16 protein-coding genes are annotated in these 22,734 nt (G+C 48.9%); 7 read left to right on the forward strand and 9 right to left on the reverse strand.

Going from position 1 to position 22,734, the window contains the following annotated elements; all coding sequences use genetic code 11:
- Positions 1-340: 340 nt before the first annotated feature.
- The gene (locus ACR9FF_RS24985) at positions 341-964 is read right to left on the reverse strand and encodes an ECF-type sigma factor (RefSeq protein ID WP_435165934.1); all 624 of its coding nucleotides are present in this window, start codon (positions 962-964) and stop codon (positions 341-343) included.
- Between the two features lie 390 nt (positions 965-1,354).
- Between ACR9FF_RS24985 and ACR9FF_RS24990 the strand changes: the two genes are divergently transcribed.
- Both ACR9FF_RS24990 and ACR9FF_RS24995 read left to right on the forward strand, forming a co-directional pair.
- Complete coding sequence (locus ACR9FF_RS24990; protein WP_127491855.1) at positions 1,355-1,672, forward strand: helix-turn-helix transcriptional regulator; 318 nt, start codon at positions 1,355-1,357, stop codon at positions 1,670-1,672.
- Between the two features lie 254 nt (positions 1,673-1,926).
- Positions 1,927-3,090, forward strand: coding sequence for an ROK family protein (locus ACR9FF_RS24995; RefSeq protein WP_435165938.1), 1,164 nt, complete (start codon positions 1,927-1,929; stop codon positions 3,088-3,090).
- A gap of 38 nt (positions 3,091-3,128) precedes the next feature.
- Here ACR9FF_RS24995 and ACR9FF_RS25000 read toward each other — a convergent pair whose 3' ends face one another.
- The 5 genes from ACR9FF_RS25000 to ACR9FF_RS25020 form a co-directional block, all read right to left on the reverse strand.
- Positions 3,129-9,635, reverse strand: coding sequence for a hypothetical protein (locus tag ACR9FF_RS25000; RefSeq protein ID WP_435165941.1), 6,507 nt, complete (start codon positions 9,633-9,635; stop codon positions 3,129-3,131).
- Positions 9,623-10,831, reverse strand: coding sequence for an S-layer homology domain-containing protein (locus ACR9FF_RS25005; protein ID WP_435165944.1), 1,209 nt, complete (start codon positions 10,829-10,831; stop codon positions 9,623-9,625). The genes ACR9FF_RS25000 and ACR9FF_RS25005 overlap by 13 nt, the downstream gene beginning before the upstream one ends.
- A 183-nt stretch (positions 10,832-11,014) precedes the next feature.
- Complete coding sequence (locus ACR9FF_RS25010; RefSeq protein WP_435165947.1) at positions 11,015-12,637, reverse strand: cellulase family glycosylhydrolase; 1,623 nt, start codon at positions 12,635-12,637, stop codon at positions 11,015-11,017.
- A gap of 174 nt (positions 12,638-12,811) precedes the next feature.
- Positions 12,812-14,029 (reverse strand): MFS transporter, encoded by a 1,218-nt coding sequence (locus ACR9FF_RS25015; protein ID WP_127491865.1) that lies wholly within the window; start codon positions 14,027-14,029, stop codon positions 12,812-12,814.
- A 28-nt stretch (positions 14,030-14,057) separates the two neighbouring features.
- A complete protein-coding gene (locus tag ACR9FF_RS25020; RefSeq protein ID WP_435165951.1) occupies positions 14,058-15,137 on the reverse strand; it encodes a lactonase family protein in 1,080 nt (359 codons plus the stop codon).
- A gap of 185 nt (positions 15,138-15,322) precedes the next feature.
- Between ACR9FF_RS25020 and ACR9FF_RS25025 the strand changes: the two genes are divergently transcribed.
- Together ACR9FF_RS25025 and ACR9FF_RS25030 are read left to right on the forward strand one after the other, a co-directional pair.
- Complete coding sequence (locus ACR9FF_RS25025) at positions 15,323-15,685, forward strand: LytTR family transcriptional regulator DNA-binding domain-containing protein (protein WP_127491869.1); 363 nt, start codon at positions 15,323-15,325, stop codon at positions 15,683-15,685.
- A 110-nt stretch (positions 15,686-15,795) separates the two neighbouring features.
- Positions 15,796-16,800: an aldose 1-epimerase gene (locus tag ACR9FF_RS25030; protein WP_127491871.1), complete on the forward strand. Its 1,005-nt coding sequence runs from the start codon at positions 15,796-15,798 to the stop codon at positions 16,798-16,800.
- A gap of 295 nt (positions 16,801-17,095) precedes the next feature.
- On the opposite strand, the gene sbnB is transcribed toward ACR9FF_RS25030, so the two are convergent.
- The 3 genes from sbnB to ACR9FF_RS25045 are packed head-to-tail and all read right to left on the reverse strand — an operon-like array spanning position 17,096 to position 20,321.
- On the reverse strand, positions 17,096-18,064 hold the full coding sequence (gene sbnB, locus ACR9FF_RS25035; RefSeq protein WP_435165955.1) for a 2,3-diaminopropionate biosynthesis protein SbnB: 969 nt from the start codon (positions 18,062-18,064) through the stop codon (positions 17,096-17,098).
- 14 nt (positions 18,065-18,078) lie between these two features.
- Complete coding sequence (gene sbnA / locus ACR9FF_RS25040; protein ID WP_435165958.1) at positions 18,079-19,062, reverse strand: 2,3-diaminopropionate biosynthesis protein SbnA; 984 nt, start codon at positions 19,060-19,062, stop codon at positions 18,079-18,081.
- Positions 19,059-20,321, reverse strand: a complete 1,263-nt coding sequence (locus ACR9FF_RS25045) for an AMP-binding protein (RefSeq protein WP_435165961.1) — start codon at positions 20,319-20,321, stop codon at positions 19,059-19,061. Before ACR9FF_RS25045 ends, sbnA begins: the two co-directional genes overlap by 4 nt.
- A 152-nt stretch (positions 20,322-20,473) precedes the next feature.
- Here ACR9FF_RS25045 and ACR9FF_RS25050 point away from each other — a divergent pair, with 152 nt between their 5' ends.
- The 3 genes from ACR9FF_RS25050 (at position 20,474) to msrA (ending at position 22,700) form a co-directional block, all read left to right on the forward strand.
- Entirely contained in the window at positions 20,474-21,223 is a 750-nt protein-coding gene (locus tag ACR9FF_RS25050) for a YheC/YheD family protein (protein WP_317979989.1), read from the forward strand.
- 137 nt (positions 21,224-21,360) lie between these two features.
- Entirely contained in the window at positions 21,361-22,026 is a 666-nt protein-coding gene (locus tag ACR9FF_RS25055) for an ABC transporter ATP-binding protein (RefSeq protein WP_317979988.1), read from the forward strand.
- 152 nt (positions 22,027-22,178) lie between these two features.
- Positions 22,179-22,700 (forward strand): peptide-methionine (S)-S-oxide reductase MsrA, encoded by a 522-nt coding sequence (gene msrA, locus ACR9FF_RS25060; protein WP_435165965.1) that lies wholly within the window; start codon positions 22,179-22,181, stop codon positions 22,698-22,700.
- The last annotated feature ends 34 nt before the right edge of the window (positions 22,701-22,734 follow it).

The raw sequence follows: 22,734 nt of genomic DNA on the forward strand, positions 1-22,734 counted from the left end.
TTCGCCTCCAATCGATCAATTCGACATAGTCGCGATTTCTACTGACAACAAAAAAAGCCCTGCGCTATCGCAAAGCTTTGCCGATCATCACATTTCATGTTTCACCCAAACCGTTGGTTAGCTCATATGCCATCAACCTCCCCCTTCATCATCCGATAATGTTAGCCTACGATAAAAGGCCGCGGAACTATTGTCCGCAGCCTGACATCCAAGTAAAAAGCCGCCCTAGGGGGGGCGGCTGGCTACTGGTTAACATTTCGTTTGATACTATCATATTAGCACGGGTTGACTTGCCTAAACAGTACATGCAAGGGGACAACCTTAGGGACAACTTTATACTTTATGCCGAAAGTATAATATACTGTTCAATTGCCTGCTTTCTCCAACGTTTATATGTCCGTTCCACAATCCCCAGAAGGCTGATCGTTTCTTCTACCGTTTCTCCCTCAACATACCTCAAGCGAAGGAGCTTGGATAAATTCGGTTTATAGCACTCGAGCGCCATAAGGATAGTGTCGATCTGACTAAGCTCCTCCTGCAAATACTGCAGCTCGGTTATGCGATCAAGAACGGCGTCAAAATCATTTTTTGTATCATCGTATCCCCGTGCGGCAATCACCTTCTTGATTTTCCCGCGCAGCTCAGCCAGAAGCATCTCGTCCTCTTCTTTTTCCGCTTCCTTTGGAATCTCGACAAGCTGACTTTTGAGACCAGTCCGTTGCTTGGACAAATAGGCGTTTGCCGCTTTTTCCAATTTCTGTTCGTGTTTCGTTAAGTACTTATAACTTGGCATTCCCCTCAATCTCTGATGCAAAGCCTGGAGCTTATCGTCCTGATTAAGCCATCTCATCGTCAAACCGGCTCCTATCGGATAATGATCGAGAACCTGGATTCTAGCCTGGATTTGCTTATATCTATTTAATTGATGAATAACTTGTTTTTCTTCCGTTGTTTTTTCACTCATCCTCAATTTCTCCTTTGCCGGGCTTAATATATATTTGATTAGAACCTTTCATATCTCGCAATATTTGCTATACTATCAATAATTAGATTTGCCTTAAGACTGTCTTGGCTCCTACCCCAAGGCAGTCCCTGCTTTGCCGGTTAAGCCACTAATTATCCACCTTTGGTGGATATATCTACTTAAAGTAGATTGGTAGTCAAAAAAATATCTTCCTTTCAGCGATATTCATTTTACAAATTGCATCATCCTCTCGTATGCCTAAGTTGTTTCCATAATATTCTTCTTAAAGTAGATTGTCAATGTTAGAAATGTCGTTTTATCTATCTTTAAGTTGATCTTAATGGATCTTTTTTTGTACAATTACCTTAAAACAAGTATGGAGTGATTACGTTGAGTATCAGCGCAAATTTAAAAAAGCTACGTGAAAAATACGACCTAACGCAGCAGGATCTCGCTGATATTGCAGGTGTTACGAATAAAGCCGTTTCTGCTTGGGAGACAGGCCTGAAAGAGCCTCGCATGGGCGCAATCGAGAAGATCGCGAACAGATTTGGACTCAAGAAGAGTAATCTCATCGAAGAAAATGGAATGGATCTTACGTTTCAACCTAATCAAGAAGAAACAAACGGCGAGGATTGGACCGAGGAAGAATTAAATGAAATCAATGCTTTTAAACGCTTTATCCTGTCGAAGCGTCAACATAAATAAGAGGTAGGTTTGAACTCAAATTTACCTCAAGCAGGCTTTCCCCTTTTTCTCCCCTGCTCATCGTTTAATAACCTCATTACTGTTTGTCCAACGATGGACGAATCGCCAATCCACATCTACACCTTCATTATTCCCATTCTTAGTTTGTATATTAAACAAACTAAGTTTTTGTGTTAATATGTTTACTACAGCCGTACACGGGGAAATTCTGATACAATAGGCTGAATGGACGACATGGACGGAGGCAATTGCAGTTGAAAGTAACTACGACAGGCGATTTGACCCTTATTAAAAAAATAAATACATCCATCGTGCTGGAAGCCGTGCTGAAACAAGCCCCCCTCTCCAGAGCGCAAATTTCCGAGCTTACGGGGCTGAACAAAGCAACTGTCTCCAATTTGGTTCAAGATTTGATCGACAGTGATCTTGTGGTAGAGATTGGTCCCGGGGAATCAAGCGGCGGACGCAAACCGGTTATGCTCTTGTTTAACGGTATGGCCGGATATGCCGTTGGCATCGACCTTGGCGTCAATTATATTCGCGGGGTGCTTGCCGACCTTGAGGGCAATGTGGTGGCCGAGCTTCAGCGAAGCCTCAAAAAGCATCAGCTTGAGTTCACCCTGAAGGAACTGATTCAATGTATACAAGAACTCATTGGCAAAGCGCCTGCCAGTCCGTATGGAATTGTGGGAATCGGCATTGGCGTGCCGGGTATCGTGGATGACCAGGGCTCCATCCTGTTTGCCCCGAACCTGGAATGGCAGCATGTCGAGCTTCAGCACATGCTGGAGGAAGAGTTCAAGTTGCCGGTTACAATAGATAATGAAGCAAACGCGGGCGCGCAAGGCGAGCAGAAATACGGGACTGGCCGCGGCATCGCCCATCAGATCTATGTCAGCGTCGGGATTGGTATCGGTACGGGGATTATTCTTAATAAAGAATTATATAAAGGAGCTACCGGATTCTCCGGAGAGCTTGGGCATCTGTCCATTGAATATAACGGCAAGCCTTGCCGATGCGGCAATGAAGGCTGCTGGGAGCTTTATGCTTCCGAAAATGCGCTGCTCGAACAAGCTGCTCCGCTTGGCTTCGACAATTTAGAGGATCTTCTTGATGCAGCGGAAGCTGGCAACGAAGAGGTTCGAGCGTTATTCTTTAAGATTGGCGAGTATATGGGGGCGGGTATTTCGAACATCGTAAACGTGTTCAACCCCGACGTTGTGATCATCGGCAATCGCATGAGCCGGGCAAAAACATGGCTTGAGGAAGCGGTGCAATCCTCCGTTACCCGCCGGACATTGCCTTACCATCGCGAGCGGCTTCGGATTCTTTTCGCAGAGCTGCAGGATCAGTCGGCCGTACGAGGCGCCGCGTATTATGCGATCAGCAAGTTTTTTACGAAAATCAAAACCGGATAACGAAGAAAGGCTGCCCTCGAATGGGCAGCCTTTTTGTATTATTTCACCCTATGAACGCCTACGATATCGTAGACATTGCCTTCAATCTGTACCGTCACCGTATCCCGCTTCACAATGCCATTATTGTAATAAGCCGTGAACTCGAAGATTAGCGGCCCTTTCTTGAAATCGTTGAATGTTTTTTCCCACAGCTCGCCTTGCCAGCCGGAACGGGAACTGTTCGAAGACGTTAATGATGCGGAATAGCTTTTCATCGCAACTTCGACCCGATCTGCCTTTGTTGCCGTTCCGGTGTTTGTCGTTAAAGCTGACAATAGGAACTTCTCGCCGGCCCAAAATACGTTATACCCCCGCGGCGAATCCTCCTTGCCGCTCTGCTTCTTGTTGAATTCCTTCCGTTTCTCATCCCACTGCTCGGTATGCTTCACGTAACCCGTTAATCCAAGAGCCAGTACCTTTACCTTTTTCTCGGTCTGAACGGTTTCCATGCCGTCGCTGACCGAGAGCAGCATCGTCCAGTCCCCCGTTTCCGTCATTCGCAGGCTTGGGCCCGTTAACGGATAAGGTGTTTTGAAGCTATAAGCGAAGGTTCTGGTTACGCCGGTTGGACTAGTCAGCTTATACGTTATAGCAAGATCATTGTTATCCGGGTCGGATGCGGCAGTCGTAAACACGACCGTATCCCCCTCGTATACCGGCTTTGGCGACCAGTCAAAATCTGCGGTTGGCGGACGGTTCGTTGAGAAATAAATATATTCGTATTGGCCCATATTCCCTGCAACGTCCGAATCCACCACCATCAGCCGGTACTTCGCTCCAGCTAGCAGCCCTCCTACCGTGTAGCTGGTCGTTGCATTAGAGAGAGAAATGCTGTATTCCGCGGTTCCGTTGTTGTTCAAATCTATGTTAGTCGTTGAACCGTCCTCATTCACTTTTTGCATATAAAAGGCTCTAGACGCATGACCGGATGACGGTGCCGCATCGCTAAACGGATTAAACGTAACCTTTACCGATGTTGGCTTGATCTCAAGCTGCTCATTCGTATCATTCGGTGGAACCGTATCAACAAAAAAATAGCCATTCTCCGAATAACCGCCCCATGCAAAGCTGTCGCTTGCTCTTGCCCTCCAGTTATGAAGTCCTTCCCGCAATGCCGGGGTGGTATAGGAGGTTGCGCTGACCGCACTGTTTGTGTCTACCGCAAGCTCTGAACCTGCGTTGTAAAAGACCTCGTAATCAACCCTGGACACCGGCTGATTATCAACATCGGTAACGGATACTTTCAGCAGCGGGCGATTATTATTCGTATAGATAGGTTCAGAAGCTTTTGCCCCGTTAAAAGACAACAGATGCGTCACTGGCGGCGTGTTCAAAATAAAATATACGATATTGCTGTCATCCGACCAGTATCCTTTGGAATAGACGCGGCCTTGCACTTTTACTTCTCGTCCCTGCTTGATTCCCTCATCAAGAATGAACGAGGTATCGTTGCCGGGAAATGTCCCTTCCATAATGGCTGCCCCATTATCAACATAGGAGACCTTCAGATAGAACTTCTCTTGCGGATCACGATCGGCATCGCTGTACGTCCATCGCAAGACTGGCTCTCCTCCAAGCAGAGTCGGGCTAGCCAAAGTTCCTCCCGGATAGGCGATAATCATCTGCGGCCTATGTTGATTTGCAGCAGGGAGCGCTTCCTTGTATACGCGAGTCTCTACCCAGTAGGACCATACGCCAAAGCCATCCTGCACTTGCTCTTGAATAATGAGTTCCACGCCAGGGCGGGTATAGAGCTCCCTCTTCCCGGCAGTCCACGCCGTTTCATCGGCCCATCTGGTCCGGAACTTGCGGTCCGCCAAATAATCCGGGATATCCGGATCATAGGAGGTGTCGAATGTAGCATAATCAAGCGTCTCCCCTTCGGGATAAACAATACCCGTGAATTGGACATCAGGCCGGGCAATTGGACGTCGGTGCACATAAAGTTCCTTGGTTACAGGTTCCGACCACGCCTCATATTCATCCATGCCGGGACTATCCTTTGCTCGAAACGTGATATTGTAAAGGCCAGGCTTATCCAGCGATGGAAGCTTTACCTCGAAGGTTTTCCCGTCAAATGCACTTTCCCCAAGCGAGTTGGCAAAATAATTCGGATCATGCAGGTAGCTCCACTTTTCGGCCAACTCGGGATCTTTTTCGATATCGTCAAAAATGGTCTCGTATTTGATCTCTTCTCCCACCAGAACGGATTGATGGGTTTCTTCCACATAATAATCCCCATAATTCTTAACCTTTACATCGCTAAACTTAGCTTGCTGCTGGCCAAGAGACAGGATGCCTACTGAACCTTGCCTGTACGTAGTGTCTGAAATTTCAATCAATTTAGCATGGTTGATATAGACGCGCAAAGTGCCGTTACTGGCTTCAAGCTCAAAGGGATACGTTACAAACGGTGATCGCGGATAGTCTACCGATTGCAAAGCTGTTTTCGTACCCGCTGCGACTTTGAATAACGTAAGCTTGTCCTTGGTCCACTCGGCTGCGTACATTTTTTTTCCGTCCTGGATATGAATTGCAGCCCCAATCGGCTTATCGTTAGCCGCATCGTTAACAGCGACGTTGAAGGAGAGACGATCGTTCTTCAGCTTAGTTGCCGGATCGTACCATAATCCCGCCCACGTTGCGTCAACAACTTCCACGGTATTAGCATCGATGACTTTCGGATAATCGCCGCTACCGCTAGAAGGCACAAACGGAAAGACATATTGAATTCCCGAGGCCGTACCTGGCGCTGAGAATCCATAAAAAGAGCCATCCGGTAATATGCTCGTATTTAATGTTGGATCTTTTAAGAAAGAACTCGTCCACGTATAGCTCGTATCCGTCACTTCATTGTAGTAATTTATGCTGCCTTTGGTGTTATTATAGGGATCAATAGGGCCCCTTCCATTTACAACAATAGAAGCATAAGGCTTGTAAATCGCATTTGTATAATCCGCAAAGGCCCCATTCGTTGGATAGGCGATATTCCCGCTAGGCATTAAAAAGGCCTTTGTATTTGCAACGAGATTTCCACTTGCCTTTGGTTTGATCTGTTGTAAATACTGGTCGAAGTAATATTCTGCCCCTTGGTAACGAGTTGTTGCATATACCGTACCGTCTGGATAAATAATGGGGGTACCAACACCATAAGTATCTTCCCAACTCATTGTGTCACACCATGTTTTACAGGTTTCCCAATATTCGAGGCCATACTGCGTAGGTTCGTTAATGTTGTCATAAAAGATTTTAGAAAGAGCACCAGTTGTTCTATTCCATTGATATCCATACATAGTCGTATTCATATTGCTTCCACCACTATAGTATTGAACATAGCCCGATACATTGAAATATAGCGTCTTCCATTTATCCGTGCGGCCGCGAGTATATTCTGTCGTCGCAGTCATATAGGAGATATCGGAATTACTAGCCCCTCTGGATCCATAACCCATGACTCCTGTATCCCCATTAACCGCCATCGCATAGACCTCATAACCATCATAAGTGGTTTGAGTGGCCCATGTTAAATATAAATCACCGTCAGAGTCGATAACTCCTTTATAATTCTGCAAGAAGGTAGGGCTATACCTTATATCTTGTGTTTTTACATCCCACTTCACAGACTTATCCTGAACGGAATATTTTACTGCATGTACGTTCCAGTATTCTTGAGAGGCCCCCGTCCTTGCACGGTAGGCCATATAGAGATTTTGTCCGTCGTCCGAAACTTCGAAATACATGATGTAAGACATTTCTCCTGATATCGGTATGGTATAGTTGCCTATGAGCTCTCCATGATTATTAATCTTTTTAACCTCATAGTTTGTTGCTCCGTATGACCCAGACCCATAATAAAAATTCTCGTTCTTATCTGCGCCTAGATAAGTTAAACCACTAACTGCAGATAAAGAGAAGCGGCTAATCTCCGTACCATTCTTTGCACTGCGTTCTACCATTTCCTCGCCTTCGCGTGAATAGAGACGATGACCGGCATAAATGTATGGGACTGCAATCGCATTCTTGGGCAATCCCCAGACAGGCAGCTTAGTTAGATCGGCAGCAACTTCGTATTTTGAGCGGCTATTGGCACCTAAACCCATATTCGGATACTTAATAAAGAAGTCCGCCATCTTTGCATTTTTGGTTTGTAGGGCTCCATTATTTGTTTTCCAGCCTATCGTTTTGTTGGCGTTGGTTGTGTATGGCTGAATTAGCTTCCACGAACGCATAATCGATTCGCCCGAGTAAGCTAAATCCTCAGGTGCGCTGTCATCACCCTGATCCGGCTGCTGCGTCAGGCCAGACACATCAAAATTTACAAATGGCGAATAGTTGAGAACGTTGGTTGCTGCAATTTCGGATATGGCCGTTAGACCGTAATCCTCCGCCACGCTTGCGCGGTATTGCCTCTTCCCTACGGTCGTATAAGTAACGGGATACGTATCCTTGAAGGGCCCTTCGTAAATGGTTGTCCACGGCTCTTCTTCATAGTTGCCGTCATTATCATGATCGTAACGCTCTTCGATTTTCATGCTTGCAAGCACATCGCCATCTACGCTTGCAGCATCGATATAGATCATCGATTCGTTAAACCGATAGGTCTGTTCCGGGCTCATGATGCTTACAAACGGCGGCTGATCGGGAACCACTTCAAAAATATGAGTACCCCAGTCACTCTCACGTCCCTGTGAATCAAAAACCTTGCCCTCTACGGAGTATTGACCAAGAGTTGTTGGGCCCTTGGATGGCCAGCCATTCGTATAGCCCGGATCTTCAACCCTTTTGTACCGCGTCTGGTTCTTCGTAAAATCAACAGTTACCCCACGCTCGGAAAGCGGTGTATACGAATTATACAGATGGAAGATGTTTGAGAAATCTCTTCCCTGAATAACCTTTGTTGGCCCTGTAACCACTGCAACCGGTTTAGGATCCAATACTTGCAGGGAAGCCGTATCCCATCTCGTCTCTGTTCCATTAGTTACCATGATTTTTGCTTGATAGAAACCAGGCTTATCGAACTTTAAGTTAGGGTATCGGTATTGACTATCATCCGGTATTAATTCTTGCAAGTTGTTGGAAAACGTCCAACTCATGGATGTATATCCGTCTGAGTTGTTATCCAGCGTTGATTGATCACCGGTAATAATGGTATTAGGTATAAACTCAACGTCTGCGGTGACCGGTGGGGCTGGAGGCGGAGTTGGAGTTCCTCCCGGATCCGGCGTGGCGGCACCTGGCTTCGTAACCGTTGTTGTACACTCTATTGGCTGCTCCGCCGTAGTACCGTCTGTGAAGTTTACACGGGCACGCATGACCCATGTCTCGGTGTAGCTATCGATACCATTTAACTTAGCCTTGGGAATAGTAAAGCTGAACTTATGCTCGATCTTATCCAAGCCATACCCAACCGTTGAGGTTGTGTACTGGCTGCCATCATCGGCGCGGCCGTAGATCGTCCAGTTCTTGACGGTTTTAGTGTCTTTTCCTGAAAGAGAAGCAGTCAGTGTAGCTGTGACCGGGACATCTTTGTCAGTGAAGATAATGGTGTCCGGTTCTGCAGAACAATCGCAAGAAACCGTTGGCGTATTTACCGGTGGGATAGGTTCGTAGGTTACTCGGACTTCGCCTTCGTAATAATAAGTCTCAGCAGACCAGTCTAAAGCTGTTTGCATAATATATTTTTGTGCAGTTGCATTTCCCGAGCATCCCGAACAAACTGTTTCTTCAAGATAAGTTCCTTTCACAGGAGGAATAGCAACAGTTAATAGACCTTTTCCCGATACTCCTTTACCTTTACTTTCAACTCTATGTTGCGCTCTACCTATAGGCGTCGCCTTCGTTACAGTGACAGAGGATTGAATTAATGCTGTTTTATAAATATTTGATCCATCAATTGAAGAATAAAAGTAAACAGGGGCATCTACTCCATCGCTAATAGCTTTAATCCATCCATCGCTTGCTCTAAGGTTACCGTTAATTGTTACCCCATTATCATCTTTTCCTGACAAGAGTCCTGGACATATAGAAAGATTTCCACTCCAGCAAGCATCTCCCGATTTAGGCGTTACGTTATATGGCCCAACGCTGTTACCTTCGATCACCCACTGTTTCCCATTAGATCTTCGATTTATTACAGCATACATATCTGACTGCACACCAGTAGCAACAGCTTTTATTTTTGTTCCATTAATTTTATTTAACAGCAACTTACTACTAGTAACAGCTCCTGTTGATTGTTGCATTAGTTTTAATTTCCCAGTACTGTCTGAAACCATCATCCATAATTGATACGACTTAGGTTTATATCCTGATGGAACTATTAAATCCATAGAAAAATTAGATAGCGAGGAATCTTCATTATATTTTTCACTAGCCTTAAAGGATATGGATTGTGATTTGATAATGTCTGATTCTGTCGCTGCGGTTGCTCTATATTGGAAACTAAATAGACTGCATATTAATGCAAAAACAAGGATATGTGGCAAAATCTTGTTTAATGCGCCCATTGATCCTTCACATCCGTTAAGTAGATTTGTTCACCACTTCCAAATGGAACATTATACCGAACTAAATGTATTGGAAATCCACCGTACTTTGCAATTTGAGATTCAATATACTTTTTAGGCATCAGTTCAAACAGATAATTATGTGCTAAGCTACTTATTTTATTAAAAGTGAACTCCCTACTGTTATAGAAGAGACCTTCTCTTTCAACTAATTTACCATCCTTATACATATACTGTGGTGCAAGATCGATCGTACCTGCATTCCCCTCTGTATATGTGTAAAAGCTGCTACTCATTGAAATACCTGATCCGTCTGCTACTAAACTTTTACCAATTATTTTATAAGCAAAGATATAGCCATCACTTGGTTTCTCAGTTTTGTTCACCGGATAATAACTAGCCCCCCTCAAATACTCCGCATAAAAGCCCTTCGTATCCGCAGGATCCAAAATGATCAACTTATCAATCGTCACGTTATACTTCTTGCTAATATCTACGGAGTAAGGCAGCTTCACCAAATCATTCTGATCAAACATCGTAATCATATTATGTCGATGCCAAGCAATCTCCGCTGCGCTCGATGCCCCTTGGTCAACCGTTAATTTACCGCCGTTAGCCAGCTTCAACAGCCTTGTCACCAGTACTGCGGCCTCCGCGCGGGTTGTTGTTCCTTCGGTGTTAATCGTCTCCGCCTTTGTCCCGGAACGGGACAAAATTCCTTTGTTCACCGCGCGGAACATCAATTCCGCCGCGCTTAACTTTTTCCCGCGATATTCCGTGTACTTGCCCCGTACCGCTAATTTCGCCATTTCGTTGCGGGTGGCGGGATTGTTCAGGTTGCCCGGATAATCCCCATCCAAGTAAATGCCCGCCTTGGACAGCGCAGTCTGATAAGGCGCATACCAATTGGAGCCGCCAGCGCCCACTTCGATTTTGAAAGTCATGGCCATAACTTTGAGCAGCTCCGCCCGCGTTATTGTGTTATTAGGCTTAAACGACCCATCCGGATAACCGTTGAGTACCCCAGCCTGCACCGCTGTTTCAATGGACGATTCCGCCCAATGCCCGTCGATATCCTTGAACGAAGGTTTGGCAGCTGCTTCAACACTCCGCTCGTTACCGGTTAATCCTAATCCAACCAAACTCCCTGCCGTAACGACACTAGCTAGAACAATAGAAATCCATCTTTTTCTCACAATCTATCATCTCCCCTATGATTTTTAAGCGCTATTACGCCTCTGTTTTTTGCCTGCTTCCCCCATATTCGCAATTTTGCATAGAAAAAAAGCACACAAAAAACCCGTAAGGCTTTTGGCGTGCTTCGCTCAAAAATTATTTCTATAATATCGTAAAATATCATTTTTTGTCAAATGTTTCCGTTAATTACATTCCAGCTTAACCCACTCTACCGCAAGCAGTCCGCCTTCGGCTTTAATGGTTACGCGACAGCGGCCGGATGCCAGCGTAACGCGTTCGATTGCGGCAGTCTCCTGCCACTCCGTACCGGTAAAAGCACAAATGCCCGCAAGATGGTTATTCACTCGGATAACCGCCACCGCCTCACCTTCAATGGCCTTCGTGCGTACCGTCACGACATGCTCTAATTCCGTACCCTCCGGCAAATACAGCTCATACACCAGCCAATCCCCCGGTGCCAACTGCACATGCAGCCAGTCCTGCGGCTCCCACGACTGCCCTCCGCCATGCTGAAAATGCGCCGTCTCCCGCTCGCTGTCCGTGAAGCGGATATCCGTGCCGTCCTCGTCACGGAAGCCCAGCTTCCGCACGGTTCGTTCCCCTACTCCATAGCTGATGCCTTCTCCGTAGTATCCGTAGAAAATAGCCGGAATCCGGATTGGCGTCCGGAACAATAACGAACGTACAACCTCCGGATGGTAGACGCAGCGGTCAAGCGCTAGATTATCCAGATACGCCCACAGGATCTGCTCCGCCTCTTCGGCGCTTGGCTTTTCGCCTCCGTTCAAGTAAGCAACAAGCTTGTCCCAGTTCTCTGGCATCATAACCGAGCATGGCGAATTGGTTGTGCCGAGCTTTTTCCAAGTCCAGAAGTTCCAGGAGATGTTATGATCCTCATACAGACGGAACGCACCCGTGTACCATTCGATATTGTTCTCTCCGCCTTCCCCCATATAGATCGGCAGGTTAAGCTCTTCGCGCTTGTCCAGAAACTTCTGTATGCTTGCCGTGTCCGGGCTGTTCCAATACTTATGGAATTGCAGCATCAGGTTATCGTCGATCACTTCGTCAAATACCGACCAGTCCGTCGCCCAATGCGCGCCTTCTATAATAATCATATGCTGCTCATCAACCTCTCGGATAGCCGCCGCCATCTCTTTATACAACGGCATCAGCCTGTCATTATATTGCGCATTCCAGTCCGGCAGAGGCTCGTTTAGGAGATCATACCCCGCTACGATCCACTCATCCTTGTAACGCTCCGCCAGCATGCGCCATATATCGATGGCTAATTTCCTGTAGTCATCGTTTAAGAACAGTTCGGGCTTATCGTTTTCGGAGTCGTCGATATTGGCGCCGGTCTGGCCGCCCGGAGCACCATGCAAATCAAGTACGACGTACAGCTTATGCTCCCGGCACCAGCCAATCGCCCGGTCCAGCAGCGCGAGATGCTTCTCATTATATTGCCCCGTGCCTTCCGCCATCAGAAATCGCCAGTTGATCGGAAAACGTACCGAGTTGAAGCCCTCCTCCGCAATGTGCCGGATATCTGCTTCAGCAATGTATGTATCATAATAGATTTCCCAAAAGGAAGCCGCCTTCTCCTCGCCGATCAGCTCGCGTACCATTTTCTCTATCCGTCTTGGCCGGTCACCCGCTTCCGGAAACTTCCACATATATCCTTCAGGGAGCAGCCAGCTCCCGAATCCGACACCGCGCAGCAATATTTCATCGCCTGCTCCATTTACGATTTTCTGACCTGCGCGTTTTACGAATCCGTATACGTCCCCTAATCGACCAGCCATCTCCATTCCCCCAATAAGATTTATTATGCCTCCCAAGGCAGCCGCAAGAAACAAAAACAGCGCCTGCACACGCCGGATTAGAGCGGTTGCAAGCGCCGTTAAGGCAACTTTATCAACGGGTAAGCACCTTAAGCAATACCCGAATTTTTGAGTTGAAGCCAATTTATTGTCATCTTATTCTCTACGGTCCTTCGGAAGCAGAACCGATAACAATCCGATCAAAGGCAAGAAGCTGCAGGCCACCATCGTATCCAAAATGCCATAATGGTCGGCTGCCGTGCCAAGCACAATCGAGCCAAGCCCGCCCATGCCAAAGGCAAGCCCCGTAATCAAGCCGGATGCCATGCCTACCTTGCCGGGCAGAAGTTCCTGCGCGTAAACAACGCTGACCGAAAAGCCGGACTGCAGGATAAAACCGAGCACGAAAATAACCGGATACACCCAGCCAAGCGAGACATGCGGCAGCAGCAGAGCGAATGGCGCGGAGCCGGCTATCGAGAACAGCATCATGCGCTTTCGGCCGAACCGGTCCGACAGAATCCCGCCGAAGAACGTTCCCAGCACGCCTGCCGCCATAAAGATAAAGAGCGGCACTTGAGCTGCTTTGATAGATAACCCGTATTTGTCCTGCATGTAGAAATTATAAAAGCTTCCAATTCCCGCCGCATACCACGAGCGTGCAAAAACAAGAATAAGCAGCAAAGTTAAGGCAAACGCGATAACTTTTTTGTTGTATGGCGATACTGCCGGAGCGCTGCCGGCTGCCTTTTTCTTAACCGGCGCACCCTTCTCGGCCAGCTGTGCTCCATACCAAGGGACAACCCGGAGAAGCACAAGAATAGCGGCTATCGCAAGGAAAGTCCCAAGCACGGCACCGCGTTGGCCAAGCGGGACGAAAATATAAATCGTCATCAGCGGAGCAAGCGCCTGGCCGAAGTTGCCACCGACCTGATAGATCGATTGCGCAAGGCCGCGCCGTTCGCCCGCGGCAAAAAATACGACGCGCGAGCCTTCCGGATGGAAGACAGCCGAGCCAAAACCTACGAATACGACGGCAAGCAGCAGCATCCAGAAGCTTGGCGCGTAAGCCAGGCCTACCATCCCGACCAGACTGCATCCCATACCCACCGGGAGCATCCATGGCGCGGGCTTTTTGTCCGATAATAAACCTACCGCAGGCTGCAGGACCGACGACGTCATATTAAGGGTAAAAGCGATCCAGCCGATCTGGCCGAATTTTAAACCAAGCGAATCCTCGAATATCGGGAATAAAGCCGATACGACCGATTGCATGGCATCGTTAAGCAGATGGACAGAGCTGATAGCAAAAAGAATAGAGTATACCGTCCCCAGCTTGACTGCCGGAGAAATTTTCGCCGAATTGCCGGACATGCCGATTCCTTCTTTCTATATGCCAAGCTTACCGGGCAGCACCCAAACGAATGCATACCGGACTTGGTACTTCAAGTATCGTACCTTCCGAGTGGATATGACCCGTCTCTTCGTTAACGGAGAACAAAACGATATTGCCTGTTTTCTGATTCGCGACTAGCAGCTGGCTGCCATCCGGCAGAACAAGGAAGTTCCGCGGAGCATCGCCTTCGCAAGAAGCGTTTTGCAGAAGCGTTAAGCTTCCGTCTGCTTGATCAACCGAAAATACAGCGATACTGTTATGACCGCGGTTCGAGCTGTACAGGTAACGGCCGCATGGCGACAGATGAATATCCGCAGCATCATTGTAGCCCGAGAAGCCCTCCGGCAGAGCGGATACGGTCTGAACAGGCGTTAGCTCCCCGTTCGCCGATACATTCAGCAAGATAACCGTCGAATCCAATTCATTCATCACATAAGCCGTGGACAAGCTCTGATGAAATACAATATGGCGCGGACCGGCGCCCGAATGAAGCTTACAGGAGCTTTGCTTCACAAGCTTGTTGCCTTCTTCAATCAGGAAGGTATGGATCAGGTCCGTGCCAAGATCATTCAGATAAACATAATTACCGTTTACAACAATGGCATGCGCATGAGGTGCTTCCTGACGCGCGGCGTTCGAGCCAAGCGGTGCCTCTTCCCGAACTATGGAAGATGCCGGCGCAAGCGTGCCGTCTTCATGAATAGGAAGAAGCGCTGCGTTACCTCCGGTATAGTTCGCAACCAATACAGCGTTATTCGCGGAATCGACCGTTATGTAACAAGGATCCGCGCCATGCGTCAGCTGGCGGTTCAGCTCCGTTAGCGCTCCGCTTTCTTCTTCAATCGCAAAGGATACAACCGAGCCTCCCGCTTCATCGCCGGTCTGCCCCGTTTCGCTTACCGCATACAAGTGACGGCCAGCCGAATCAACGGCCAGATAGGATGCGTTTTGAACTTTAGTCACTTCCTGCTTGACCGAAATTTTGCCCGCGGCGCCGTCAAATGAACATACGCGAATCGTCGGTTCTGTTGCGGCTCCATAAGAGCCAACGTATAAAATGCCAGCAAAAGTCTGGTTCTTGCTCATTTGCTCAACAACCTTTCTTTAGGTAGAGTACAGTAAAGTGAACATAGCATAAGCCATCCGTCTTCACAATGCTTTTAAACAAACATTCTGATGCCTATAAAAAAATGTCTTTTCAACCATGAATAGGCGTGATATAATGTAAGCGCTATCAAATCAGTAGTTCACATTTCTAAGGGGGAATCGGAATGATGAATACTACGCTGAGCGGCCGAAATATCTACGAGGATTTCGAACTGGAATCGGATGTGCTTTACTTCAAGCTTGGTACTCTTGGTCTAGTCAGCTTCCACGGCAGAAACTACAACATAAAGAAGAGAATGACTGCCGAACAGATCCAGCAGCTCACCGCAAATAGCAGCTTCTATCCGGTGAATACGAATTGCTACATTAATATCGGCAAGATCAAGTCCATTGCCGGCGGCGTCGTATACTTTGGCTCGGAATATCACGAGACGAAGCAAGTACCGGTACCTAGGCGCAAACAATACGTGCTGCAGCAGCTTTTCACTCAACGCACGATTAACAACGAGCTGCGCATAACACCATAAGCTCTGCCTGTACGGACAACCGCCGCATTCCAGCCCTGGAATGCGGCGGTTGTCTGTTCAAGTTCATCCTGTTATTCTAAGGGAAGGTTGATTATAAGGAGGCATTATCAATGAGCACGCAAGGAAAAGCATTCGAGGAACAATATAAAGGCGAGCCTGCGGTATGGCTGCAATGGGGCTCTTACGAAGCGGCCGTGCTTCCTGGCGTTGGCGCGAATCTGATCGCATTCCGCGACACAAGCAAAGGCTATCATATTCTCCGCGAGCCAGCCGAGCAAGAAATGGAAGCGTTTAAAGCAAACCCCGGCGTTCACGGGATTCCGGTATTGTTCCCGCCGAACCGTTATGAAGACGGTACCTTTGAGTTGGGCGGCAAAACGTATACGTTCCCGATTAACGAGCCTAAGACAGGCAACCATCTGCACGGCTTTGCCCATACGGCGGTCTGGGCGGTTGAGGACTACGGCGTAAACAAAACGGAAAGCTACGTATCCCTGAAGCTGTCGGTAGACGAGAAGCATCCGATCTTCGAATTCCTGCCGCACGCGTTTACCCTTCGTCTGCGTTACGCCTTGAACGATACCGGACTTCTTCAGCATATTTCCGTACATAATGAAGGACAAGACGCCATGCCTTGCATGGTTGCCTTCCATACTGCGGTTAACGCGCCATTCGCGCCAAACAGCACGCCGGAGGACTGCTCCTTCACGTTGACGATCGGCAAGCGTTGGGAAATGAGCGAGCGTATGCTGCCTACCGGCCAGTTCCTCCCGCTCTCCGAGGGCGAACAGGCTATTCAAACAACCGGCGTCCCTACTTATTGGGAAGCGATGGACAACCACTACACGGCAGAACCACGCAACGGCCGCAACCAAATGGTGCTGACGGATGCGCGCGAGCAGGTTGCTCTCGTGTATGACGCGGGTACAGCCTTCAAGCAATGGATGGTATGGAATAACAACGCGACTAAAGGTTTCTTCTGCCCTGAGCCGCAGCTTAACCTGGTTAATGCGCCAAACGTTGACCTGCCGGCCGATGAGATTGGTCTCGTCAGCCTGGAGCCGGGCGGCATTTGGGAGAACTCGAGCCGTTTCTACCTGCGATCGGTAAAATAATAAAATACAGCAGCCCCGGAGCGTTTTCCGGGGCTGCTGTATTTTAACCCCCATTTCTAACGAAACCTCATATTCTTATTCCGCTCATTAGAGGCCTTTCAAAATTCTAACGAAACATCGAAACGTTATTTAAGAAAAACCCCTGCCAAATCAGCCCAAACTATCTAAATAACGATACTACGTTTCATTAGAGCTCAGAATCCTCTTCTATAGCGCAAATAAGAATATGACGTTTCGTTAAAACGCCGCTGCTCCGGAAAAAAGGGCTGTTCCTTTCGGAACAGCCCTTTTCTTTCTATTCCAATCTCAGACCCACGCCAAGCCGCTCCGCAGCCTCGGCATAATGCGCCGCAACGGCGACATCAAAGATCGCAAGCCCCATTGGCGTAAATAACGTTGGTCCCGCAGGTCGAATGATTTGCTCCAAAGGAAGCATCAATGCATCGGCCAGCGTTAACGTATCTTCTGCCTGCAGGCCGGCATGTAAATGCAGACGCTCCGTATCCGTATCCGCCCGGCAAATCTCCTCCCAGCTGTCGACGATAATAGTGCCCACGTTAGATAATGCCTCCAATCGATAATCGCGCAGCGAAACATGCATCAGAATTGCATCCGGCTTGGCAGGCTCATCGATATAGCGCTCCGGCGCAGCCGTGCAAGTAAACACGACGTCCGCTCCCCGGTAAGCCTCCTGCCAGGATGCTGCTTTCTCAACCGGAATAACGGCCGGCACTCCCTTCAACCACTCATTAATCTCAATGTCCCTACGGTCAAAAACGGAAATTCGACTGATCCGGTCACCAAGCAGGCCGTTTAGCATATGCACGTGCATCCGCCCGATTGGCCCCATGCCGATCAACGCCACCTGTAGCGGCACCTCTTTCTCCGCAACCAGCTTACGCAGCATCGCGCCGCTCACCGCCGCTGTCCGGATAGCGCTAATGAGGCTGCCCTGCACCATCGCAACGGGAACGCCGGTATCCGGGTCATTCAGAATCGTAACGCTGTTTGCTCTCGGCAGTCCATTCTCAATATTGCCCGGAAAGCTGGCAATCCACTTGAGACCGGCAGCACGCACCGGGCGGCTGACAAAAGCAGGCATCGCAATGATCCGGTTACGCTCATCCCCGTATTTCAGATAAGGCTTTATCGGCTGCGCGCACTCGCCGGCGGCGTAAGCAGCCGCCGCATCTCCAATAAGCTCGGCCAATGCCAGCCAGTCAATGCCGATCCTCTCAAGATCTCGTTCATTCAAATAAATCATGAAATGCTTCCTCCTTACTTATGCAGTCCGGACGTAAAAGCTTCGCCGAATATCCGTGTTATCCACGTATCGTCATAAACGGTATTCAAATAGCGTTCTCCCCGGTCCGGCAGCAGTACCGCGCAGGTTGAGCCGGGCTCGATGAACGGACTATATTTTTCTACAGCCGCTATCACTCCCCCAGAGGAGCCTCCGGCCAGAATGGATTCCATGCGAACCAGCTTTCGGCAGCCGGCAATGCAATCTCGGTCGTTTACGCGTACAACCTCATGAATCCCCTCGTCCGGACAAAGCCCCGGCTTAATGCCTGCCCCAAGTCCGGGCAGCAGACGCGTAACCTTCCCCTTTTCCCCGCCAAAAATAATGCTGCCTTCCGCATCTACCGCAATGACCTTCGTCTGCAGCCCGTTTTCCCGGATGTAGTCCACGCAGCCCCGAATCGTTCCGCAGGTGCTAACGCCGCAGAACAAATAATCCAGCTTGGGAAGATCGGCGGCCATCTCCGCCATCGTCGTCCGCTGATGGGACAAGGCATTGTTTTTGTTGCCGTATTGATTCGGCCAAAAAGCATCCGGCAGCCGCTTCAGCCATCTGCGAACGCGGGCAAGCCGTGCGGGCACGAATTCTCCCGTCTCCGGATCAGGCTTCTCGACCAGATCAATTCTTGCGCCGTAAGCCCGGAGCACGCGAAGATTCGCATCCGTTGTTTTGGGATCTACCACGCATATAAACTTAAAGCCCATCGTGTTGCACAGCTGCGCAAGCCCTACCGCCAGATTGCCCGAGCTGGACTCCACGATAACGGAGCCCGGTTTAATCCGGCCATCCAATAACGCGGCCTCCAGCATAGCCTTTGCCGGACGGTCCTTTACGCTTCCTCCGGGATTATGCATCTCCAGCTTCGCGTATACCTCAAAATCGGCATGACCAAACAGTCTTCCAAGCTTCACCATGGGGGTATTGCCAATCATGGACGCAATATTATCGTAAACGCTCATCCATGATCCCTTCCTTCGCTGCTCTGCTGCACAAACAGCTTTTTCTGCTTAATCGGCTTTTTCCCCGTTCCCTCCGGCGTAGCGGAGTCCGTATCTTTGCCAAGAAACAAAACATCCATTTGTTCCAGCAGACCGCCCCGGATCATCGCGCCGATCGCGGGGATCGTGCTATGCAGCTCATCGCGAATCTCAGTCCGCACGTCTTCATTTAAATCATCGGCTGTCGTAATGTTGACCTGAAGCTTATTGCCGTTCACAAGCACCTTCACTACGGCCTGCCGGACATGCTTGAAGATCGCATTTTCGATATCGTAAATGCTGATTTTTTCCCCATGCTTGAGCTCCGGTCCGACCCGCTTCACAATAGCATCAAAGGTGGTCATCCGCTTGCCGTCCCGCTCTTCGACCCTTAAATCGCGGACAACATCGTAAGTGACGAAACGAAGCGCCGGGAATCGCCGACGCACAAGCGAGGTTAACACCAGGAGCTGCTCTCCGGCAGGAAGCTCGACGTCGGGCAGACCTGCCTCTGCAGGTTCCACGCCTTCGGCTATAATGCCGTCCATCACCACATACCGTTCGATTGACCGGTCATAATAAGCAATTGTTCCAATCTCGATGCTGCCCAGCGTATCCATTACGTCCCGTTCGGTAATGCCAAGACGTTCCGCAACCCGCTGACGCCACGCGGGCGGTGCCGGCTCCCCAACCAGAATGACGCATTGCACGCCCCAGTTAAAATCCGGAGGCGCAACGCGAAGCATCCCGTCAAGCAGGGAAGGCATCGTATACAGCACATCCGGTTGATACTCCGCAATACGGATCAAATGGGCGGCTGCAGGCAGGCCAAATGGAACCGATTCGCATGCAAGACCTAGCTCTTCGAATATTTGCACCGCCGTAGCTTCCGCATGCCCCGTCCCCATATCGCTTAATGCCCGGGAAACTTCATAGTTTTTGAGGAGCTCCGCAAACATTTCTTTTTTATACTGAATATAAGCATCCTCGTCGCTGGCATCATAATAGATAGCTTTTCTTTTATTGCCGCTTGTACCCGAAGTCCGGTAGACATTCCAGTCTAGCGGAACAGCCTTCTCGTCGCTCTCGTAATAGGGCAGCAATCTGTCCTGCGTGAGAAGAGGAACATCCTCCCAATTGAAGCTTTTATTATCCCCGGTCATCTCTTTATACCAAGGATACAGCAGTCTCACTTCCTCCCATTTGGCGCGTAGAGAAGGTAAATTCATAGAAATAGGCATGAAGCATCCTCCATTTCAGTCGATCATTCTACCATCCTATGCGCCCCAAAAGAGAATCGCCCCGCATAAGGCCCACTCGAAGCAGAAAAGGCAAGCATATCTTAACTCTGTAAGACTACCATGTCAGGAAGACGGAGGAAGATTGTGTCCCTATGAGAAAAAGAAGAGGCGTATATAACAAATGGGCCAAAACCATTGTTCTGAACCGAAAAGCTTCAACGCGTAGTCATGTTCCGCATACTCTCCTATTTAGCGAAAGATCTTTGAAGAGCATGCTGCGGCTCTACCAAATGGTTTATGTCAAACCAAATGCCGGCTCCCACGGCGATGGGGTTATGCGAGTGGAACACAAGAACGGTACCTATTCTTATCAGCTCGGTGCAAAAAAGAGAAGCAATCTGACCTGGGCGCAGCTTGTCGCTTCCTTGACGCACAAAATCCAAGGCACCAAGTACATTATTCAACGCGGCATTCATTTGTCCAGATTCAAAAACCGGATTTACGACCTTCGGGTCGAAGTGCAATTAAACGAGTACGGGCGCTGGCAGATTACCGGCATGCTTGCCCGGGTTGCCCAGCAAGGCATGGCCGTAACCAACGGGGCGCAAGGCGCCGATGTTTACCCCTTTAGATCCGTAATCGCATCGCATGGAGGGACCGAGCTAGTTCGAAAGATGGCTTCTCAGTTGAATAGCATGTGCATCGAATGCGCACATCAACTTAAAGCCCAGTATCCCTTCTTGACCGAGCTAGGCTTCGACATTGCGCTGGACCAGCAGCTGCATCCTTGGATTCTCGAAGTGAATACAACCCCTGAGGCTATTCCCTTCAAGAAGCTCCCGACGCTAAAAATGTACAAACGCATTCTCCATTTGCGCAAATTGAATGCCCGCAGAACTTAAGCGCAACAAGGAAAAACTTATTTGCTCTGATATTTTGAACAAGCTTTTTGAATAACTTCTATAGTAGGTCGATGCTTACGAAAACAAGAATTGCTTGCGATTTCTTAAGCCAATGCTTACAAGGAGGGTTCAACAGGATGTCCATCGTTCAAATGGAGCAGATTACGAAGCATTACCGCATGGGCGGGCAGCGTTACACGGCCTTGCAGCATATTTCGCTGGAAGTGCAGGAAGGCGAATTTGTTGCCATTCAAGGGCCGTCCGGCTCCGGTAAATCTACGCTCATGAATATCATGGGCTGCCTGGACACTGCCGACAGCGGCACTTATGTACTGGAGGGCAGACGGGTATCGGCAATGAACGATAATCAACTGGCGGATGTGCGCAACAGGAGGATCGGGTTTATTTTTCAAAGCTATAATCTGATACCAACCTTGTCAGCCTACGACAATGTAGAGCTGCCGTTAATCTACCGGGGAATTCCCGGGCATCAGAGAAAAAAAGCGGTGCTGGATACGCTCGAATCGGTTGGGCTGAGCGGACATCTGCACCACCGCCCGGCGGAATTGTCAGGGGGGCAGCAGCAAAGGGTCGCAATTGCGAGAGCGCTTGCAACAAATCCTTCGATACTGCTCGCGGATGAACCTACGGGCGCGCTCGATTCGCATACGGGAAAAGAAATCATGGCGCTTTTAACCAAGCTGCATGCGGAAGGCCGTACGATTATCCTGATCACCCATGATCAGGCGGTAGCTTCGTACGCGGATCGAATCCTATATATTAGAGATGGAGCTATTGCTTAAATCTTAAGCCTCATTGCTTTCCGGCTGTATGCGGAGGGTTATGGGGCTTATTGGCGTGCGAAAGCGGCGAAATTGACTTCTTGCGCCGGACAAGTTACTTTTAGACAATAAACAATGGCAAGTCAACGCAAGTAAAGAAAGGGTTATGTAAAATGTCGCTTACGCATGCAACTTTTGCCGGAGGATGCTTCTGGTGTATGGTTACGCCTTTTGAGGAGCTTCCAGGCATTCACGGAATCGTATCCGGTTATATGGGAGGCCATGTGGCTAATCCGACTTACGAAGAGGTTAAAAAAGGGACAACCGGTCATCTCGAGGTCGTCCAGATTACGTTCGATCCGGCGGTATTCCCTTATGAACGCCTGCTTGAGCTGTTCTGGCCGCAGATTGACCCCACCGATGACGAAGGACAGTTCCAGGATCGCGGGAGCCAGTACCGCACCGCAATCTTCTATTATAACGAGGAGCAGAAGGAGCTCGCCCTTGCTTCCAAGCAGGCGCTGGCGTTATCCGGTCGCTTCGACAAGCCGATTGTGACGGAGATTCGGGAGGCGGAGACGCTCTACCCGGCGGAGGATTATCATCAGGATTATCACAAGAAGAATCCGAAGCATTACAAAGAAGACCGCGCCCAGTCCGGACGCGACGAATTTATTGAGCAGAACTGGAAATGATCATTGTCTTCCCAAAAAGAAACCCGCTTGGCCT

Origin of the sequence: Paenibacillus glycanilyticus (genome assembly GCF_051200795.1) — a bacterium.
Lineage (GTDB): Bacteria > Bacillota > Bacilli > Paenibacillales > Paenibacillaceae > Pristimantibacillus > Pristimantibacillus glycanilyticus.

Bases quoted from the DNA above. Each gene is read 5' to 3' on its own strand.
- ACR9FF_RS24985 (WP_435165934.1), bottom strand. From the start codon at position 964: ATGAGTGAAAAAACAACGGAAGAAAAACAAGTTATTCATCAATTAAAT.
- ACR9FF_RS25000 (WP_435165941.1), bottom strand. From the start codon at position 9,635: ATGGGCGCATTAAACAAGATTTTGCCACATATCCTTGTTTTTGCATTA.
- ACR9FF_RS25010 (WP_435165947.1), bottom strand. From the start codon at position 12,637: ATGGCTGGTCGATTAGGGGACGTATACGGATTCGTAAAACGCGCAGGT.
- ACR9FF_RS25015 (WP_127491865.1), bottom strand. From the start codon at position 14,029: ATGTCCGGCAATTCGGCGAAAATTTCTCCGGCAGTCAAGCTGGGGACG.
- ACR9FF_RS25020 (WP_435165951.1), bottom strand. From the start codon at position 15,137: ATGAGCAAGAACCAGACTTTTGCTGGCATTTTATACGTTGGCTCTTAT.
- ACR9FF_RS25025 (WP_127491869.1), top strand. From the start codon at position 15,323: ATGATGAATACTACGCTGAGCGGCCGAAATATCTACGAGGATTTCGAA.
- ACR9FF_RS25030 (WP_127491871.1), top strand. From the start codon at position 15,796: ATGAGCACGCAAGGAAAAGCATTCGAGGAACAATATAAAGGCGAGCCT.
- sbnB (WP_435165955.1), bottom strand. From the start codon at position 18,064: ATGATTTATTTGAATGAACGAGATCTTGAGAGGATCGGCATTGACTGG.
- sbnA (WP_435165958.1), bottom strand. From the start codon at position 19,062: ATGAGCGTTTACGATAATATTGCGTCCATGATTGGCAATACCCCCATG.
- ACR9FF_RS25045 (WP_435165961.1), bottom strand. From the start codon at position 20,321: ATGCCTATTTCTATGAATTTACCTTCTCTACGCGCCAAATGGGAGGAA.
- ACR9FF_RS25050 (WP_317979989.1), top strand. From the start codon at position 20,474: ATGAGAAAAAGAAGAGGCGTATATAACAAATGGGCCAAAACCATTGTT.
- ACR9FF_RS25055 (WP_317979988.1), top strand. From the start codon at position 21,361: ATGTCCATCGTTCAAATGGAGCAGATTACGAAGCATTACCGCATGGGC.
- msrA (WP_435165965.1), top strand. From the start codon at position 22,179: ATGTCGCTTACGCATGCAACTTTTGCCGGAGGATGCTTCTGGTGTATG.